This is a genomic window from Melaminivora alkalimesophila, assembly GCF_000282995.1.
In the GTDB taxonomy this organism is placed as follows: domain Bacteria; phylum Pseudomonadota; class Gammaproteobacteria; order Burkholderiales; family Burkholderiaceae_C; genus Melaminivora; species Melaminivora alkalimesophila.
The window spans coordinates 1-1,395 of record NZ_ALEE01000501.1 but is presented as its reverse complement, the minus strand read 5'-3'; the positions used below and the strand labels follow the sequence as shown (position 1 = coordinate 1,395).

At 74.1% G+C, this 1,395-nt stretch carries 2 protein-coding genes; both read left to right on the top strand.

Annotated features, from left to right (window positions below):
* Positions 1-809 (top strand): hypothetical protein (locus tag A612_RS09770; protein ID WP_019374313.1); only part of this gene is annotated, 809 nt, incomplete at its 5' end.
* Positions 806-1,395, top strand: a 590-nt coding sequence (locus A612_RS09765) for an MATE family efflux transporter (protein ID WP_019374312.1), incomplete at its 3' end; no start/stop codon positions are given. The genes A612_RS09770 and A612_RS09765, both read left to right, overlap by 4 nt.

Genomic DNA, 1,395 nt, shown 5'->3' with positions numbered 1-1,395 from the left:
GGCACCGCCACCTGTGGCTGCCGCTGTGGTTCACGCTGGTGGCGCTGGCGACGACGCTGGCCACGCAGCCGGCCGACCGGGCCTTGCTGGTGGGCCTGCCGGCGCTGGCGGCGCTGGCGGCCTTTGCGCTGCCGACGCTGCGGCGCGGCATCGCGGCGCTGATCGACTGGTTCACCCTGTTGTTCTTCAGCATCGGCGCCATTGCCGTGTGGGTGGTCTGGCTGGCGGTGCAGACGGGCGTGCCGGCCAAGCCCGCGGCCAACGTGGCGCGGCTCGCGCCGGGCTACGTGCCGGAATTTTCCCTGCTGGCCTTCGGCGTGGCGCTGCTGGCGAGCGCCGGCTGGGTGGCGCTGGTGTGGTGGCGCGCCGCGCGCCACCGGGCGGCGCTGTGGAAGAGCCTGATCCTGCCGGCCAGCGGCACCACGCTCGGCTGGCTGCTGATCATGACCCTGTGGCTGCCGCTGCTGGACTATGGCCGCAGCCTGGGGCCGCAAGTGGCCGGCGTGCGCGCCGCACTGGGCGAGGCGCCCGGCTGCGTGGCACGCCTGGGGCTGGGGCGCGCGCAGGTGGCGGCGCTGCAGCACCACGGCGCCCTGGAAGTCGTCGCCCCGGCCGAGCGCAGTGCCTGCCGCTGGATCGTGGGCGATGCGCACGCCCCCGCCCGAGCGGCCGCCCGTTGGCCCGGTGAAGGCTGGCAGGAAGTGGCACGCATCCGCAGGCCGACCGAGCGCAACGACCAGCTGGTGGTGCTGCGCCGGGCCGACCCCGAAGGCGAGCAATCGGGTGCGGGTGGCCCGAAGGCGCCGTGAAGTCCGAGCTGCCGCTCATCCTGCGCCACGCCGTGACGGTGCTGGCGGGGCAGCTCGCGGTCATGGCCTACGGTGTCACCGACACCATCGTCGCCGGCCGCCACTCGCAGGAGGCGCTGGCTGCGCTGTCCATCGGCTCGGCCGTCTTCGTCAGCGTCTACGTGGCGCTGATGGGCATCCTGCAGGCGATCCTGCCCATCTGGGCCGAGCAGCGCGGCGCCGGTCGCGACGCCGCCATCGGCGCCAGCGTGCGCCAGTCGCTCTACCTGTGCGCGGCGGCCTCGGTGCTGGGCATGGCGGTGCTGCTCTCGCCCGGTCCGATCCTGGAATGGACGGACGTGCCGCCGCAGCTGCGCGGCGAGGTGCGCGCCTACCTGGCGGTCCTTGCCTTCGGGCTGCCTGCCGCCCTGCTGTTTCGCATCTACAGCACGCTCAGCCAGGCGCTGGGCCATCCGCAGCTCGTCACCTGGTTGCAGGTGGGCGCCCTGTTCATCAAGCTGCCGCTGTCGGTCTGGCTGACCTTCGGCGGGGCCGGGGTGCCGGCGCTCGGGGTGGTGGGCTGCGCGTGGGCGACGCTGGCGGTGAA